Annotated in this window: 15 protein-coding genes; 2 read left to right on the forward strand and 13 right to left on the reverse strand. The window is 39.4% G+C overall.

Annotation, left to right across the window (positions count from 1 at the left end; all coding sequences use genetic code 11):
- Positions 1–196: 196 nt before the first annotated feature.
- The 10 genes from dtd to LQ50_RS01445 all read right to left on the reverse strand — a co-directional run bounded on the left by dtd (position 197) and on the right by LQ50_RS01445 (position 10,778).
- Positions 197–646, reverse strand: coding sequence for a D-aminoacyl-tRNA deacylase (gene dtd, locus LQ50_RS01405; RefSeq protein WP_034625214.1), 450 nt, complete (start codon positions 644–646; stop codon positions 197–199).
- A 9-nt stretch (positions 647–655) separates the two neighbouring features.
- Positions 656–2,842: a RelA/SpoT family protein gene (locus LQ50_RS01410; RefSeq protein ID WP_034625215.1), complete on the reverse strand. Its 2,187-nt coding sequence runs from the start codon at positions 2,840–2,842 to the stop codon at positions 656–658.
- A gap of 253 nt (positions 2,843–3,095) precedes the next feature.
- A complete protein-coding gene (locus LQ50_RS01415) occupies positions 3,096–3,611 on the reverse strand; it encodes an adenine phosphoribosyltransferase (RefSeq protein WP_034625216.1) in 516 nt (171 codons plus the stop codon).
- Between the two features lie 3 nt (positions 3,612–3,614).
- Positions 3,615–5,981, reverse strand: a complete 2,367-nt coding sequence (gene recJ / locus LQ50_RS01420) for a single-stranded-DNA-specific exonuclease RecJ (RefSeq protein WP_034625218.1) — start codon at positions 5,979–5,981, stop codon at positions 3,615–3,617.
- A 54-nt stretch (positions 5,982–6,035) separates the two neighbouring features.
- On the reverse strand, positions 6,036–6,386 hold the full coding sequence (locus LQ50_RS01425; RefSeq protein ID WP_034625219.1) for a LapA family protein: 351 nt from the start codon (positions 6,384–6,386) through the stop codon (positions 6,036–6,038).
- Entirely contained in the window at positions 6,383–7,306 is a 924-nt protein-coding gene (locus LQ50_RS01430; protein WP_034625423.1) for a cation diffusion facilitator family transporter, read from the reverse strand. Before LQ50_RS01430 ends, LQ50_RS01425 begins: the two co-directional genes overlap by 4 nt.
- A 208-nt stretch (positions 7,307–7,514) precedes the next feature.
- Positions 7,515–8,453 carry a protein translocase subunit SecF gene (gene secF, locus LQ50_RS25645; protein WP_202595331.1) on the reverse strand — a complete coding sequence of 313 codons (939 nt, stop codon included), beginning with the start codon at positions 8,451–8,453 and terminating at the stop codon, positions 7,515–7,517.
- Positions 8,443–9,747 carry a protein translocase subunit SecD gene (secD, locus tag LQ50_RS25650; protein WP_202595332.1) on the reverse strand — a complete coding sequence of 435 codons (1,305 nt, stop codon included), beginning with the start codon at positions 9,745–9,747 and terminating at the stop codon, positions 8,443–8,445. Before secD ends, secF begins: the two co-directional genes overlap by 11 nt.
- 199 nt (positions 9,748–9,946) lie before the next feature.
- Positions 9,947–10,231 carry a post-transcriptional regulator gene (locus LQ50_RS01440; protein ID WP_034625221.1) on the reverse strand — a complete coding sequence of 95 codons (285 nt, stop codon included), beginning with the start codon at positions 10,229–10,231 and terminating at the stop codon, positions 9,947–9,949.
- Between the two features lie 13 nt (positions 10,232–10,244).
- A complete protein-coding gene (locus tag LQ50_RS01445; RefSeq protein WP_202595333.1) occupies positions 10,245–10,778 on the reverse strand; it encodes a COG2426 family protein in 534 nt (177 codons plus the stop codon).
- Positions 10,779–10,852: 74 nt separating this feature from the next.
- Between LQ50_RS01445 and spoVB the strand changes: the two genes are divergently transcribed.
- A complete protein-coding gene (spoVB, locus tag LQ50_RS01450; protein WP_034625222.1) occupies positions 10,853–12,430 on the forward strand; it encodes a stage V sporulation protein B in 1,578 nt (525 codons plus the stop codon).
- A 71-nt stretch (positions 12,431–12,501) separates the two neighbouring features.
- Here spoVB and LQ50_RS01455 read toward each other — a convergent pair whose 3' ends face one another.
- Together LQ50_RS01455 and LQ50_RS01460 are read right to left on the reverse strand one after the other, a co-directional pair.
- On the reverse strand, positions 12,502–13,161 hold the full coding sequence (locus LQ50_RS01455) for a DUF421 domain-containing protein (RefSeq protein ID WP_034625224.1): 660 nt from the start codon (positions 13,159–13,161) through the stop codon (positions 12,502–12,504).
- An 86-nt stretch (positions 13,162–13,247) separates the two neighbouring features.
- Positions 13,248–14,537, reverse strand: coding sequence for an ArsB/NhaD family transporter (locus tag LQ50_RS01460; protein ID WP_034625225.1), 1,290 nt, complete (start codon positions 14,535–14,537; stop codon positions 13,248–13,250).
- Positions 14,538–14,696: 159 nt separating this feature from the next.
- Here LQ50_RS01460 and LQ50_RS01465 point away from each other — a divergent pair, with 159 nt between their 5' ends.
- Positions 14,697–15,074 carry a TIGR04086 family membrane protein gene (locus tag LQ50_RS01465; protein ID WP_034625226.1) on the forward strand — a complete coding sequence of 126 codons (378 nt, stop codon included), beginning with the start codon at positions 14,697–14,699 and terminating at the stop codon, positions 15,072–15,074.
- A 68-nt stretch (positions 15,075–15,142) separates the two neighbouring features.
- Here LQ50_RS01465 and yajC read toward each other — a convergent pair whose 3' ends face one another.
- The gene (gene yajC / locus LQ50_RS01470; protein WP_034625228.1) at positions 15,143–15,406 is read right to left on the reverse strand and encodes a preprotein translocase subunit YajC; all 264 of its coding nucleotides are present in this window, start codon (positions 15,404–15,406) and stop codon (positions 15,143–15,145) included.
- Between the last annotated feature and the right edge of the window lie 71 nt (positions 15,407–15,477).

A 15,477-nucleotide genomic window follows, 5' to 3' on the forward strand; every position in this document is an offset into this window, starting at 1 on the left:
AAAATAAACTGCCAGTCATCTTAAATGTTCTTATGCTCCGCTCATCGCGTCGAGTCGCTAAAAAAGGGGAAGTTCACCCCTTTTTAAGATTTGCGATGGCTTCTCTCGCCGTGCGCTTTTGAGAAGTTCACTCAAAAAGCTTAAGACCTTTACGGCGGCTCCGCTCATCGCGTCGAGTCGCTAAAAAAGGGGAAGTTCACCCCTTTTTTAGCGACTCTACAATCAATGTTACTGGGCCGTCGTTGATGAGGGAGACTTCCATCATTGCGCCGAATTCGCCGGTTTGTACGTCAATGCCTTTGGAGCTTAGCTCATGATTAAACTCATCATATAATTCTTTAGCTACATCTGGTTTAGCTGCATTCATAAAGTTAGGTCGTCTTCCTTTTTTGCAATCGCCATAGAGAGTAAATTGAGAAATGGATAAGACTTGTCCCTTAACATCGAGTAAAGAATGGTTCATCTTTCCATTTGCATCTTCAAAAATGCGTAGGTTAATGATTTTATCGACGATATACTTAACGTCCTCACTTGTATCTTCATGTGTTATGCCTACAAGAAGCGTTAACCCTGCGTCAATTTGACCAATTACTTCACCTTCAACACTTACAGAAGATGCTTTTGTTCGTTGTAATACTACTTTCATGGTCCACCTCTAATGCATCACTCTTCGTACAGAGTAAATATCGTTTAGTTGCTTTATTTTATCCACAACCTTATGCAAATGATCGATATTATGGATTGAAATCGTCAAATGAATTGTTGCTACTTTTTGTCTATGATCAGATCGGCCTGAAACAGCATTAATAACCGTTCTTGACTCAGTGATGGCATGCAGCACTTCATTCAATAGTCCATTTCGATCATATCCGCTGATTTCAATATCAACATTGTAGGACTTGCTTTGCTGGATGTCTCCTTCCCATTCCACAGGAAGCAAACGCCCTTGTGCCTCTTCATTTTTCACATTTGCACAGTCAGCTCGATGGATCGAAACCCCTCGGCCTTTCGTAATGTACCCAATGATGTCATCACCTGGTACTGGTGTACAGCAGCGTGATAATCTTATTAACAGATTATCAACCCCTTTTACGCGAACACCTGAATTCACCTTTTTCTTTGGACGGTACGTTTGGACATCAGATAAAGCCGCCGCTAATGATTTATCTTCTTGCTCTTGATCTTGCTGCTTACGTAACTTTTCTGTCATCCGATTAACGATTTGTTTGACACTAATTCCACCATACCCAGCAGCTGCAAACATATCCTCTTCCCCTGAGAAGCTGAACTTGTTAGCGACCTCTGCAATGTTTTCAGCCGTTAATACTTCTTTAGGTTCAAAATCCAAAATGCGAATTTCCTTTTCAACTAACTCGCGACCTTTTTCGACATTTTCTTCTCTACGCTCTTTTTTAAACCACTGTCTAATTTTATTTTTCGCATGAGAAGATTTGGTGATTTTTAACCAATCTTGGCTTGGACCATAGGAATGTTTTGATGTTAATACTTCAACAATATCGCCCGTATTCAATCGATGCTCAAGTGGAACCATCTTACCGTTCACTTTCGCCCCAATACATCGATTTCCAATTTCACTGTGAATACGATAGGCAAAATCGAGCGGGACCGATCCAGCTGGTAATTCAATGACCTCACCTTTTGGAGTGAAAACAAATACCATATCTGAGAACAAGTCCATTTTTAATGATTCCATAAACTCCTGAGCGTCATTTGTTTCTGTTTGTGATTCAATCACATCTCGGAACCAGTTTAATTTATCTTCAAATGTATTTTTATTTTGTGAAACATCTTTTCCTTCTTTATAGGCCCAATGAGCCGCAACCCCAAATTCGGCAATTCGATGCATCTCTTCTGTTCGAATTTGCACCTCAAGAGGATCGCCATAAGGTCCAACTACAGTCGTATGAAGCGATTGATACATATTGGCCTTAGGCATGGCAATATAATCTTTGAAACGACCTGGCATTGGCTTCCAACATGTATGAATGACGCCTAAGACAGCATAACAATCTTTGATGCTATCAACCATAATTCGAACAGCTAATAAATCATAAATTTCATTAAACTGTTTATTTTGGAGGACCATTTTACGGTAGATGCTATAAATATGTTTTGGTCTACCTGAAAGCTCAGCCTTTACATTCACATCTCTTAAATGGTCACTAATGGTATCCATAACCCCAGAAAGATATTTTTCACGTTCTGCTCGTTTCTTTTTCATTAGATTCACAATTCGATAATATTGTTGCGGATCTAAATAGCGCAAAGCTGTGTCCTCTAATTCCCACTTTATAGTCGAGATACCTAGTCTATGTGCTAGTGGGGCAAAAATTTCTAATGTCTCGTTTGACGTCACACGTTGCTTTTCTGGTGGCATAAATTTGAGCGTACGCATATTGTGCAAGCGATCAGCTAATTTAATTAAGATCACACGAATGTCTTTTGCCATCGCTATCAGCATTTTCCGATGATTTTCCGCTTGCTGTTCTTCTTTTGATTTGTACTTAAACTTTTTTAATTTCGTTACGCCATCTACTAGCATCGCAACTTGGTCATTAAAGGCTTGTTCTAAATCATCGACCCCTACATCTGTATCTTCAACCACATCATGTAAAAAAGCAGCGGCAACTGTATTCGGATCAAGCTCAAGTTCCACAATAATCCCAGCTACTTGGATTGGATGAAGAATATATGGTTCCCCAGATTTGCGGTATTGACCTTCATGGGCCTGTTCTGCATATTCATAAGCCTTACGTAAAAAAGCAACGTCACTTTCACTTAAATACTGACTTGCCTTTTCTAAAACCTGATCTATCGTCATGGAATCACCTATTTACGATTCAATATTTCTTTTTATTATGGGTAAAGTTCTGACCTATGTAAAGGGAAAAGATTAAACTTTTCGGGTTGAATGCTAAAGGTTATTCAAAAAGGGAAAAACAGCCATTTTGAATAACCTTTATAACAAAAGAGGGTAACTCAGATAAACATGTGATTCTACAAGCAAAATTTCATCCTACGTTCAATCATTTTGCTTCTTTCATCAAGTAAGTCCCAAGCCACCCTAGTTTTGTTTAATTATACGTCATTAATGAGAACAACTCATAGTTCCCTAAACGATCTCTTCCTTCTAAATAACCAAGTTCAATCATAAAGGCAATTCCAACAACTACTCCACCTAGCTGTTCCACCATCTTAATCGTTGCTTCAATCGTACCACCTGTTGCTAACAAGTCATCCGTAATAAGTACGCGCTGACCTTTTTTAATCGCATCTTTGTGAATCGTTAAGCTGTCTTTTCCATATTCTAAACCGTAGTCAACAGAAATAACTTCGCGTGGAAGCTTTCCTGCTTTTCTAACCGGAACAAAACCCACTTCTAATGAGTAAGCAATTGGACAACCTACCACAAATCCTCTAGCTTCCGGTCCAACGACTACATCCACATCCTTATCACGTGCAAAGTCAGCCATTTCGTTAATGGCCGCTTTGTATGCACTCCCGTCTTGCATTAGCGTCGTAATATCTTTAAAGCGAATGCCTTCTTTCGGATAATCTTCAACAATTTGAATATACTTTTTGAAATCCATTTTTTACACCGTCTCCTTGACTTTTGATTCCTCTATTGTTTGTTCTAGCACTTGAGCGAACCACTGCTTTAAATCAACGTAGGAAGAGTAGACAAAATCATTTTCGATTTTTGCATGCTCTATTTTTTTTCGATACGTTGCCGATTCTTCTAACCCTTTCTTTTCAGGGTTATCAGTCACATTTAGTATGCCATCGTCTATCGTAACAAAACCAAGTTCACTAAATACTTGTGACATAAAGGTAATTGTTTGTCTTGACCAGCCTTTAAATTTAGCTAATTCTTCGCTGTGCTTTTTAATATTAAACGATTTTCGCTTTAAAAGAAATGCATAGTACCATTTAAATTGGTCGCGGTTTGGAGTAGTCGTAAAGAAAGAATCATCTTCATGATAGAAAACAGTATAAATGCGACTAGGTTGTCCATGATGAAGGAACAATGTTTTCAATTGCTCACGTTCATCTGGAATATCAAGTAACACAACGAAACGATCTGATAAATCACCAATGTCTTCTTTTTTGTCCTCTAATGAGATAATTATTTCATTCTCAAGACCTAGTATTCTCTGCGTTTCTTTTTTAAATGTAATAAGCACACGATTTTCAACAGGTATTCTCAGAAGTCGATCAGTCAGTCTCGACTTTTGGATGCTTCTCCAATCAAATAACTGCCACTCAGATACACCCATATCATCAATCATTAATTGAGGCTTAACGTGTCCATTCCATTCATTAATGGATAAGGTACCTACAGCTGATACTTTCGCATGGGAAGTGATTTCCTCACATAAATAACCTAAGTGAAATCCAATCCCATCTAAGGTTGCACCATTTCCTGAGAAACCTACTTTTAGGTGGTTGGAATCACTTCCGATTTTTCTCATTTGTTCTAATTGAACGTCCTGCAATAATACTTTCGGTGTCGGATTCGCCACACCAAAAGGAGCGAGTTGATCTAACTGTTTAATGACGGATACAGAAATTTCATCTACAGTAGCGACGAGGTCAATGGCAGTTACTGGTTTAAAGTCTTCTTCTGTTAATACCTCTTTGGCTTGTTCATTAAGTCTCGTACGTAACAGCTCTAAATCATCCACATTCATCGTTAATCCAGCAGCCATTGGATGTCCTCCAAAGTGAGGCAGGATGTCCCTGCTTTTTGATAACTCTGCAAACATATCAAAGCCTTCAATACTTCTAGCAGACCCTTTTGCTAGTCCCTTTTCGCGGTCGATACTTAATACAATCGTTGGTCTATAATAGCGCTCCACAAGGCGAGAAGCGACAATTCCAATGACCCCTGCATTCCATCCTTCACCAGCAATCACCAATACGTCATTTTCATCAGGAGGATATTGCCCTTCAACAACAGCTACAGCTGCTTCTGTAATCTCCGTAACAACGGCTTGACGCTCTTTATTTAAGTAATCAATTTCTGTTGCTAAATGCTCCGCTTCCTCCTGTGTTTCAGCTAATAACAACTGCACAGCAGGGTCTGCGGAATCAAGTCGGCCTGCCGCATTAATCCTAGGTCCAATTCCAAACCCAACATGATCGGCTTGAATCACTTGTGAGTCGATTCCACACTTTTTCTTTAATGCAATTAAACCAGGTTTGTTGGTTGACTGTAGAACATGCAGCCCTTCCATTACGAGAAGACGGTTCTCATCCACAAGGGGAACGAGATCGGCTACAGTTCCGATTACTGCTATATCTAGCCACTCACTCGGAACCCTTCCCAATAATGCATGAGCAACTTTTAGAGCAACTCCTACACCAGCTAACCCTTTAAATGGATAAGGGCAGCCCGGCTTCTTAGGATTTACGATCGCATACGCATCAGGTAAGACCGGTGGCGCTTCATGGTGATCGGTCACTATGAAGTCGAGGTTAAGCTCTTTAGCCACATTAGCCACATCTACAGCAGCTATTCCTGTGTCTACCGTTACGACAAGCCCGTAGCCTTCTTCTTTTGCTCGTCTTATCGCTGGCTCATTTGGTCCATACCCTTCTGTAAATCGATTCGGTATATAAAAATCTACTTCTGCGCCTATAGATTGCAAGGCCTTGTACATAACAGCCGTACTGCTTACCCCATCAGCATCATAGTCACCAAAAATAAGAATTCGCTCATGATCTTCCACTGCTGCGCGAATTCTTGTTACGGCACGTTCCATATCATCCATTAAAAATGGATCATGATAGGCCATCTCTTCTTTATTTAAAAAACGTCTAGCCGCCTCTACGGTGTCAAATCCTCGATTCAAGAGTAAACTCGCCACTAGAGGAGCTATGTTTAATTCATTAACTAATTGATCTACATGACTGGATGCTTGTTCTTTTATTTTCCATCTAGCTTTCGGTTTTAACATATAAACACCCCTTGAATGTCTCATTATACAGGAGCATTCAAGGGGTTACAACGTTCAATCATTCTTTTCCTTAGACTGGTATATTGTCTTATTACGATCCTTTAGTTCCATTTGGTCATTAGGGGTTCCTTTGCCTTTGGCAATTTGTTCTTTGTCTTGTTTCGGCTTGCTTTGACTATGTTTTAATCGCTTGATTTCAGCTTGTAATCGATAGACCTTCACCATTCCAACTGCTCCAACAATAATGGCCCCCATGAGTACAGATCCTAAAATAACTAAGATTAATGGCCATTCTGCTGTTCCGAACATATAATTCACTCGAACTGAATCGACATTAATAACAGCGAAGATTGCAATGATTACCGCAGCTATGATTCCAAGGATTAAACTCCACTGTCCTCTCATTCATCCAACTCCTCTCCCTCTTTTTTTCGTTCTCTATAAGGATTAATATGAACGAGCACATCATGAACGTTCTTCTCTTCTAATAGGCGCTCTTTTACTCGCTTTCCAATTGTGTGTCCATCCTCGACTGAAATGGATGGCTCAACAGCTACCTTGATATCAATGATTACGTAATGTCCATGTTCCCTAGCCAAAAATTCATCGATATTTAACACTCCATCTACACTCGCGGCAGCCTTTTTCATTTCTACCGTATCCTCTTCATGAAGAACATGATCAAGTGCATTATGTATGGATTGTTTTCCTAGTGACCAAGCCATCTTCCCAATTAAGACAGCGACAAATGCACTTGCTATGGAATCTCCATATACAAGCCAAGGAATGTTTAACCGCCCACCAAGAATCGCTGCACCAATACCAATTAATGCTGCAAACGAAGAAAATACATCTGAACGATGATGCCATGCATCGGTCATTAATGCCTCACTCTTATACTTCTTACCCAATTGGTACTTATAACGAAACATTAATTCTTTCACAACAATGGAGAAAATAACAGCATAAATAGCAATAACTCCGGGCACTTCAACAGGTTCAAAAAAAGATTGAAAAGCACCTAGCGCTATTTCAAAACCAACAATAAACAGCAAGACGGCTACAATAATGGCCGCCACAGACTCCGCTTTCCCGTGTCCATATGGATGATCTCTGTCTGGTGGCAGTTTGGCAGCACGAACACCTATTAACACAACGACTGAACCTACAACATCCGAAGCTGAGTGAACTGCGTCTGCCACTAATGCACGACTATTTGCCATCATACCAACAACTGCTTTAATAACCGCTAAGACAATATTGCCAATTATTCCAACCCACGCTGCAAACCTAACTTTTCGATAACGAATATCTGCTTCGGACACATCAACACCTACTTTGTTTAATTCTTCTTTCAAAAAGCATTTCGAAAAAACCTCTACTTATTTTACCATCAATAGGTAGCATCATTCATCTTCTTAAGAAATGATAAGCACCTTTCAAAGAGAACAAGTCACAAAAAAAGGTATCTAATAGGGCATTGACCCATTTAGATACCTCCAAACATACGAATAAAACTTGTTTTACTTTTGCTTATGTTGTTGGCTCTCCTTCAACTTGCTCTTTGGAGTTAAACTTTTTCTTTTTTAATTGCTTTGCTTTCCAAATAAGCCATAGTTGTGAGGCAAGGAACATTGAGGAGTACGTTCCAGCTACAAGTCCTATAAGTAGAGCAAGCGCAAAGGAACGAATCGCCTCGCCACCAAAAATAAAAATAGCCGCAGCTGCAAATACAACTGTTAAAACTGTATTAATGGAACGCGCTAACGTTTGAACTAAACTTTTGTTTACAATCGCAGCTAAATCGTCAAAACCTTTCACACGTTTAGCCAGCTTCATATTCTCTCGAATTCGGTCAAACGTTACAATCGTATCATTTATAGAATAACCAACAATGGTCAATACTGCCGCAATAAACGGAACATTCACTTCGATTTGCAGTAAACTAAAGACTGCAATAATAAAGAATGCATCATGTAACAATGCCACAATCGCTGCAATTCCATATAGCAATTCAAATCGAATCGTTACATAAATGATAATCCCTACTGAAGCAATTAGAACCGATATTAAAGCATTACGCGCAAGCTCAGCACCAATAATGGGATCAACCGTACTTACGCTTGGCTCATGTCCATACGTATTTGCAAAATGACTTTGAATTCCGTTTATCTCTTCAGGAGACAGCACACCGATAAAGCCAACACTGGCCATTTCATTTTGGTCTCCTCCAAGCTGTACATCATCTGGTGTGAATCCAATTTGTGCAAACTCATCCATAACCTCTTCTTGCGTTATCGTTTCAGTTGCTAATAAATCTACTCTTGAACCACTTTCAAAATCAATTCCTAAATTAAGTCCAAGTGTGAGCAGCAACACGACTCCAAGTAATGCAAACAACCCTGAGAAGGCGAAAAACTTTTTTCGATGCTTAACGAAGTCGATCTCACGATTTTGGAAATTAAAGCTCACTAATTTCACCTTCCTTCACACCGAACAAACGAGGTTTCTTATTAAGCGCTCGACTGTTTACCCATAAGCCAAGAAGAAGCCTTGACCCATATACAGCCGTAATAAAACTCGTTAAAATACTAACAATTAACATAACAGCGAAACCTTGAACAGAGCTTGTCCCATATGAGAATAGTACAGCTGCTGCTAGGATCGTTGTGATGTTAGCATCAAGAATGGTGGAAAGCGATCTGCGACTCCCCGCTTTAAAGGCCGACATAATCGATTTTCCAGACCTGATCTCTTCTTTAATACGCTCATAGGTAATGATATTGGCATCAACTGCCATCCCCACACCGAGAATTAAAGCTGCAATTCCAGGTAACGTTAAGACCGCATTCATCCAGTTGAACACAAGCAACACAAGATAAATGTACGTGCTCAGCGTAACAACAGCAATGATCCCCATGAAACGATAATAAAACAGCATGTAAGCAAAGATGAGGGCGACACCAATAAATCCAGCGTAGACAGTCTTTTGCATCGCTTGTTCCCCTAATGATGCACCTACAGAGTTGGAATACATTTCTTCAAGCTGAACCGGAAGGGCCCCCGCATTCAATACTTCTGCCAAAAATTGCGTTTGTTCCAGTGTGAAATTCCCACTAATCGTCGCTGTATTTGAGAAAATAATTTCTCGTACCGTTGCTGCAGAAAGATACATTGGATCTTCTTTTAACGCTTCCTCAGCGTATGAATCTACACCTTCTTCAAAATCAAGCCACATTACGAGTAAGTTTTCTGCAGGAGGCCTTGAGAGCATCTCTCTAGAAATTTCCTCCATTTGACGAGCATCCTCTAAGGTCAATGTTACAATTGGATCATTCGTATCTGGATGAAAAGAAGAACTAGCCCCATTTTGGCGCAAATCTGCTCCATCCACTAGCACTTCATCATGTACATCACGTATCGTTAAACTTGCTTCTGTTGCAAGCAATTCCCGTGCCGTAGCTTGATCCGCTACTCCAGCAAGCTGAACACGGATACGGTCATCCCCTTCTATTCGAATATTCGGTTCTGAAACCCCTAATACATTGACTCGCTGATTTAAAGCACTGACCGTTGCTTTTAGTGCTTCATTATCAATGACATCACCTTCGTGGGCTGGTTTTACTTCATAAAGTATTTCAAACCCACCTTGGAGGTCAAGACCTAGCTTAATTTCCTTCGCAATATCTGTTACAGTCGTACTAATCAAACCTGCGAGAATCGCGACAATAAGGAAAAAAGCAAAAATTCTTCCTTTTTTCACCATACTGCTTTTCTGCCTCCTTCATGAAACAGACTACTTGTCCATCTCAACCTTTCATAGACACAATAGTCCCATTATAGCTTTTATAGAAAATCTCTGTCAATTTATGCTATGTAATGTGCCATTTAACATATCTACTTGTTGAATATCCCAAAAGGCCAAAATTGACCTTTTGGAACTATACTTTTGTCCAACGAGAATCCTAATTCCCTTCCGAAGCTTCCATTTCAGCAAACCAATCGGTAGGATCTTTGTACGCATGGATCGTTAACCAAGTCATATACGTTTGCGGCTTTAGGGTAAGGAGTTCACTAACAAAACTATTAATATGAATAAAGTCTTTCTTCTTTCTTAACTGGTAAAGGACACATTCCCATACTTCTTCTTTCGTAGCACGATCATAACCAAGAAAATGAAACTCATCGACCTTACTGACTATAGCCGGTTCAACATCACTACGCCAAACTTCAAATTGCTGTTTCTCCATTTTCTCTCTCCTTTTAAAAGACTGAATACATAATACTGGCTATTCCAAATCCAGCAATCACCACACCTGTAGCAATAGCAAAAAAGGCAAAACGGAATGGAATGAAAAATAGGATAGCTGCAAGACTAGCTGAATACGCCCCAGTGGTTGGTAAAGGTACAGCCGTAAACAAAATAAGGCCAATAGCCCCAAACTTCTCTACTTTGTCGCTTTTTTTCATTGTTCGGTTATAAAGCCAATCATAGAATCTTTTATACGCGTTAAATCGCAAAAACCACTTACTGATCGGCTGAAATAAAAGCAAGATTGGGATAATCGGTAATAAGTTCCCCCCAATTCCGTAAAGTAACGCCTCCCAATACGATAAACCAAGCTGGTGAGCTACCGGTATTCCACCTCGCAACTCTAAAATAGGCAATGCAGAGATTAACACAACAATTAATTCAGGAGGTAAAAATCCAAAATGCTCAAAAACAAACTGTTTAATTGCCTCTTTCACTATATCCGTCCTCTCTAAAGTTGTATGAATCCTATAACTACTTGTCATGCTTGACCCACTACTAAGCATATAAATAATAGCGCGAAATATCCATCATTTTTTTATGAAGGTAGGGGCTATTCATGACGAAGCAAACGTTTCTAAAAGGAGCACTAATCTTAATTATCGCCGGTCTTATTACAAGATTCCTTGGCTTTGTGAATAAAATTGTCGTCGCAAGAATTATGGGTGCTGAAGGAGTAGGGCTTTATCAGATGGCTGTTCCTACATTGCTATTAGTGATCACCTTAACTCAATTAGGATTACCTGTTGCGATTTCCAAACTAGTTGCAGAAGCCGAAGCTAACCAAGACAGGCAAAGAATAAAAAAAATCTTAGTTGTCTCTCTTACAATTACATCGATTCTTAGCATAGTTTTCACCATTGCCATGATTGCCTTTGCTCCATTTGTGGCTAATACGTTGCTCACTGATGCAAGAGCATATTACCCTTTAATTGCCATTTCGCCAATCGTCCCTATCGTAGCACTTTCTTCAGTGATGCGAGGGTATTTCCAAGGTCGCCAAAATATGAAGCCTACTGCCTACTCCCAGGTCATTGAACAAATGGTTCGAATAACCTTGGTTGCGGTGATGACTAGCGCATTTCTACCAATGGGTGTGGAATATGCAGCAGCTGGTGCTATGGCTTCTGTTGTGATCGGGGAACTTGCCTCGTTGATTTATATGATTCTCATGTTTAAGAGGAACAAACGCTTCCCTGTTCGACGGAACTTCTTTACCTATGCTAAAGAGGGAAAACAAACGTTTAGAGATTTAATGGCCATTTCTTTGCCGGCTACCGGAAGTCGTTTAATTGGGTCTATATCGTTATTTTTTGAACCAATCATTGTCGCTCAAAGCCTAGCACTAGCTGGTGTAGCCACTGTCATGGCAACTAGGCAATACGGAGAACTAGCTGGATTTGTCATTCCTGTTCTCATGCTACCGACCTTTATTACGTATTCTCTGTCTGTTTCTCTTGTTCCAGCCATTAGTGAAGCTGCAGCAAAAAAGCATTATAAAACCATTCATCACAGGTTAAATCAAGCCTTAAGGCTTGCACTATTATCAGGTGGAATTTCTGCCGTCGTTCTGTATGTTTTTGCAGAATCAATTATGAGTTTAATGTTCGGTGCTCCTACCGTTGCGACGTATTTAAAATTAATGGCACCTTTTAGTATCTTTTTATATTTCCAAGGGCCTCTTCAAGCAACCTTGCAAGCATTAAACCTCGCTAAAGCGGCCATGATGAACAGTTTGTTCGGAGCAGTTATTAAGATGGCAGCCATCTTTGTTCTTGCTTCAAGACCGGAATTAGGCATTATGGGGGCAGCTCTTGCTGTTGTCATTGGATTTGTTTTAGTTACTCTTTTGCATTTTGCATCTGTGGCCAAAACAATAAGCTTTACGATTGAGACAAAAATGGTTATAAAATCGATCATTCTTATTATTGGTTCTGCTTGGATCGGTTTCTTCTTCGCTAAATATGCATTTACCTCTTTGTCACAGCTTTGGCAAACCGTACTTGCCATCAGTTTGACTAGCTTATTCTACTGCATTTTCATGATCCTTCTTGGATTAATTAAACAAGAAGAAGCCCTACGACTTCCTATCATCGGTAAATGGCTAGGTTCGATTATTCAAAAAACACAATCATAGACAACACAGACAAACGTTCAAAAAAAAAAAATAACCAAGCTACCCCTTTTACTAGGACTTCATTAGCTTGGTTATCTTTCATCTTTTACATCAACGAAAAATGTATCTCGATCTTTTAGCGCGCAATAGGATATCTTTTTGATATCTCGATATCCTAACTTCCTCATTTGCTGCCTTAGCCACAATTGGGTCTGATTGATTTGTTCTAAGTGTTCATTTTGTATCTTCCCATCCAAAATCAGCGGCAACGGCATTCTTGGTGTATATTCATCAACTGCTTCTTCCTGCTTCTCAATAACAGACAGCTTTCCTGATGGTTCTAAAATGGCAAATTCTACATCAGACAATTTACTTATATTATTTTGTCTTAATTGTACAAGAAGATCATCAAAGTTATACCTTTGCTTTCTCATCTCACCTTCATCAATCTTGCCTTCATTTATCAATACTGATGGCTTCCCATCAATCAACTTCCGTAAATCATTATTTTTCAACGAAACAAGGGCCAAAACGATTTGAATCGCAGAAAGAATCACAATCGGAATGATGGAATACATCATCGGCACTTCAATATTTTCTATCGATACGACTGCTAACTCGGCGATCATAATGGAAACAACAAAATCCAAAACAGATAACTGTCCAATTTCACGTTTTCCCATAAACCGAAGCACAAAGAGAATAATGAAGTAGATGAATATCGTACGCAGCATGATTGTCATATAATCCATCGAGATATCCTCCCTTGTGTTCATACATATCTAAGATTAGTATGACCAAGGGAGGAATAACACATGATTTGTAGCTTTTGGAAGTTCTACATGAAGTTAATGAGGTATCTGAAGTATAGATATACAGTGGAAATTACAAATGAAATAATAGCAATTGGCAAACCTACTTTTAAAAACTCTAAATAACTAAAAGGATGTCTTGCTTTTGCAGCCATACCAGCAACAATGACGTTTGCTGTAGCGCCGATGATCGTTGCATTCCCTCCTAAACAAGCTCCTAGGGCAAGGGCCCACCATAAAGGATCTAAATTACTCATTCCATATTCTTGAAACTCAAGAATAACAGGAATCATCGCGGCAACAAAAGGAATATTATCAACAAATCCAGATAAAATCCCCGAACCCCAAAGAATAAAAAGAGCGGTTTTTGGTAGGTCTCCCTCTGTATAATAAATAATGGACTTGGCTATTTCGTCGATGACTCCTACTTCTTTTAATCCACCAACAAGTAGAAATAACCCAATAAAGAAAAAGAGTGTTACCCACTCCACTGAACGAAAGACCTCTTCCATATCTTGCTCCTCATGCGTAATTAACATAAGGAGAAGAGCCCCGACCATCGCTATACTCGTTAACTCAACATGAAGAAACGGCTGCAGAATAAAAGCTAACGTTGTCAGTGATAGCACGGAGACGGATTTAATAAGGAGTTTCCGATCCTTAATATATGTAGTTGGGCTTATCGCCATCAATCTGGCTTGATCTTCTTTCGTAACAACTAACTGCTTTCGATAAAGAATCACTAGCCCTCCCATCACAACAATAAAAATAATCAGGACTACCGGACTTAAATGAATGAGGAAGTCATTAAATGTTAGATGTTCAACAGCTTGCCCAATCATCAGGTTTGGTGGGTCTCCAATTAATGTCGCTGTCCCTCCAATGTTTGATGCCATAACCAATGACAATAAAAAAGGAACGGCAGGAAGCTTTAACAAGGATGTTAACGTAAAAATAATTGGAACAATTAACAATACGGTCGTCACATTATTTAAAAAAGCCGATCCAAATGCAGTTAATGATGAAATCACCACAAGTAGTGGAACAGGCCGACCGTCTACCCACTTAGCTAAAGACACTGCAACATACTCAAAAAAGCCGCTTTGACTCGTTATGGACACTAAGATCATCATTGCCAACAAAAGCGTAATCGTATGCCAATCTATATGGTGTAAAAATGCAGCATTTATTTCATACACACCAAATACAAGCATGAGAACACCACCGAAACAGGCAATGACAGCTCGATTTAGTTTTTCTGTAATGATGAAGAAGTAACTACAAAGAAAAATAATTAAAGCTAAGGTTACCCCCATGATTGTACTCCTCTCCCTCGCATTTCTACCATCCTATGACAAGCCTCGGTAAAACATGTCCGTTTTCTAAGACAAGCAAATTTTGCGTCTATTCTATACAAGCCTGAATAAGCTGTATTAAACAGCAGTTTATTTTTATCATCGAAAGGAGAGTTTTCATTGACGTATCGTGGTTTTTTCCCAGCCGTTTTGTTTGGACTATCAACGATTTTGGTTATTGCTTTATCCTTTAGTTTAGTGGTTTCAATCGTATTATCTTTTACTTCATTAACGGAACACTCAGTTCAGTGGGTAATAACAGGGGTTGCGTTTGTTACGATGTTTTTAGGAGGGACAATCTCAGGAGCGAAAGCCAAAGAAAAAGGCTGGATTGCAGGTGCTTGTACAGCTCTACTTTTTTCCTTGTTAACCTTTTTAATTCAATATTTAGGCTATGATAACAGCTTTACAAGTGAACAGTATATGTATCATGCTGGCTATATTTTAGCTGCAGCTATTGGAGGCATTATTGGTGTCAATTTAAGCAGTAACAAATAATTACTACATTTAATTATGTCAAAAAAAGAAGCGCAGCGGATAATCGCTGCGCTTTCTTATGTACTATATCAATCTGGGTTAACAACTTCACGAATAGCCGCACGATCAAACGTGAGTTTACGGTTGTCATTAACAAGGATAACGATCGTATCTTCATCAACAGCATCAATTGTTCCATGAAGGCCTCCAATTGTGATAATTTTATCACCACGTTGAAGCGCACTATGCATTTCACGAATAGCCTTTTGCTTCTTTTGCTGCGGACGAATCAATAAGAAGTAAAAAATCGCAAACATTAAAATTAGTGGAAGTAAAGTTCCTAATAGTTCCATCTGTTTTCCCCCCTTTCATTAATAAACACTTCGCTTACCAGAACGAGCGATGCAAACCACATAGCGGGTAA

It is taken from the genome of Halalkalibacter okhensis (assembly GCF_000787375.1).
GTDB classification, from domain to species: domain Bacteria; phylum Bacillota; class Bacilli; order Bacillales; family Bacillaceae_D; genus Halalkalibacter; species Halalkalibacter okhensis.

Coding starts and splice junctions, on each gene's coding strand:
- dtd (WP_034625214.1), bottom strand. CDS start 646: ATGAAAGTAGTATTACAACGAACAAAAGCATCTTCTGTAAGTGTTGAA.
- LQ50_RS01410 (WP_034625215.1), bottom strand. CDS start 2,842: ATGACGATAGATCAGGTTTTAGAAAAGGCAAGTCAGTATTTAAGTGAA.
- LQ50_RS01415 (WP_034625216.1), bottom strand. CDS start 3,611: ATGGATTTCAAAAAGTATATTCAAATTGTTGAAGATTATCCGAAAGAA.
- recJ (WP_034625218.1), bottom strand. CDS start 5,981: ATGTTAAAACCGAAAGCTAGATGGAAAATAAAAGAACAAGCATCCAGT.
- LQ50_RS01425 (WP_034625219.1), bottom strand. CDS start 6,386: ATGAGAGGACAGTGGAGTTTAATCCTTGGAATCATAGCTGCGGTAATC.
- secD (WP_202595332.1), bottom strand. CDS start 9,747: ATGGTGAAAAAAGGAAGAATTTTTGCTTTTTTCCTTATTGTCGCGATT.
- LQ50_RS01440 (WP_034625221.1), bottom strand. CDS start 10,231: ATGGAGAAACAGCAATTTGAAGTTTGGCGTAGTGATGTTGAACCGGCT.
- LQ50_RS01445 (WP_202595333.1), bottom strand. CDS start 10,778: ATGACAAGTAGTTATAGGATTCATACAACTTTAGAGAGGACGGATATA.
- spoVB (WP_034625222.1), top strand. CDS start 10,853: ATGACGAAGCAAACGTTTCTAAAAGGAGCACTAATCTTAATTATCGCC.
- LQ50_RS01455 (WP_034625224.1), bottom strand. CDS start 13,161: ATGGATTATATGACAATCATGCTGCGTACGATATTCATCTACTTCATT.
- LQ50_RS01460 (WP_034625225.1), bottom strand. CDS start 14,537: ATGGGGGTAACCTTAGCTTTAATTATTTTTCTTTGTAGTTACTTCTTC.
- yajC (WP_034625228.1), bottom strand. CDS start 15,406: ATGGAACTATTAGGAACTTTACTTCCACTAATTTTAATGTTTGCGATT.